The organism is Spirillospora sp. NPDC046719, from assembly GCF_040645715.1.
Classification (GTDB): Bacteria; Actinomycetota; Actinomycetes; order Streptosporangiales; family Streptosporangiaceae; genus Spirillospora.
The window spans coordinates 1-1,431 of sequence record NZ_JBEYYT010000892.1 but is presented as its reverse complement, the minus strand read 5'-3'; the positions used below and the strand labels follow the sequence as shown (position 1 = coordinate 1,431).

Annotated in this window: 1 protein-coding gene and 1 tRNA gene; both read left to right on the top strand. The window is 34.8% G+C overall.

The window, feature by feature from the left end; translation table 11 throughout:
* A partial coding sequence (locus ABZ914_RS51350; RefSeq protein ID WP_500201811.1) for a hypothetical protein occupies positions 1-454 on the top strand: 454 nt, incomplete at its 5' end.
* An 815-nt stretch (positions 455-1,269) separates the two neighbouring features.
* Positions 1,270-1,330: transfer RNA gene (locus ABZ914_RS51345), tRNA-OTHER, on the top strand.
* Positions 1,331-1,431 lie beyond the last annotated feature (101 nt).

The window sequence follows — 1,431 nt, the reverse complement described above, 5'->3', positions numbered from 1 at the left end:
CGGGTTCGCCGCCTCTACGAGTCGTTCCCGCCGCCTTCCCGGCCTGTCTCGCTTACCACATCACTTTTATCGAATCGTTGGCTCAGGTTCAGGAAATACTGACAATAAACCTCAAATGGTTATCTTAAATGTTGATGGTCAATTTGGCAATGCGACTGCTAAACGATTGCAAGAATACTTTGATACCGCTGGTAAAGATGGAGTGATCAGTCATCAATATAAGCAAACTTTTAACCAAAATATTTATGCGGCTCAGTTCGACTCATCACTGACAGGTTCTAACGTGGTCAAAGCATTGCAAAGATTTTTAGGAGTTGGCCAAGATGGACTTTTTGGTCAAGGAACAATTAAAGCACTACAAAAACATCTTGGAACAACACAAGATGGAACGATTAGCCCAGTTTCTGATTCTGTGAGAGAATTACAACGTCGATTAAATGCGAATAAACTATAAAAATTATGCCTGACTTCGGTCAGGGCTTTTTTTGTTAATAAATGTTACTTCGTCATTTTATTGATATTGTTATAATGATGGAATCATGAATGCTATTCCAATTACAAATACAAATAGCTAAGTGTTTATGAAGAGATAAAGCGCCCTTTTCCAAAGCGAGGGCGTTTTTTCTTTACAACGGAAACAGTAAATTGTATAATAATTTTATCCTTTTACATAAGGTTATAAATAACTCCGAGAACATCGTTTTGACTAAGTGACGGTGTTTTTTATTTGAAAATGAATACAAAAAGTAGTAGAATGAATTCATCTTACCTATATAAGATAACGTCTGCCCTTAAACAGGGCTTTTTGTTCTAGTTAAGGAAGTAGATATATACTATATTTACCCAAAAATATATAATTTTTCATAAATTTACTCCGAGCGTCCCTCTCCTAACTGGGGCGCTTTTTTTTATGCTATAATATAGTCGGGATGTTTGTGAGATTTCATCCTATTCCTAGAGTCAAGCCATTCTTCGGAGTGGCTTTTTTCAAATAAAAAAGCTCTAGCTGGATGACTTCAAGGAGTCCAACTAGAGGATAATGAGTGTTAGTACAAATTCAGAAAAAGTTTACTATATACAAAACATAAGAGGTACTAACAATTTAAATATTAACAATTTTTCAGACAATTGTCAATTATTTATAGTAGTGTGTTATAATAGTTTTAGTGGATGAGAAAAACATTCAATTACACACACTTGATAATCTGCAGTTCCATCCATACAGATCTTATATAATAACCAAGATAAGTGCTACAGATTATCATACTAGGTTCTTTAGCTCAGTTGGTAGCTAACCGTTCGGTCGCTGGTTCGAGTCCAGCAAGAACCATAAATAAATGTGCCAAATTTTGTGCCAAAAGTTTTAATTACTTACTTCAAAATAGACGTTTTTGGTGTGATATCTAAATAAGAAACGTTGATATTATCAGC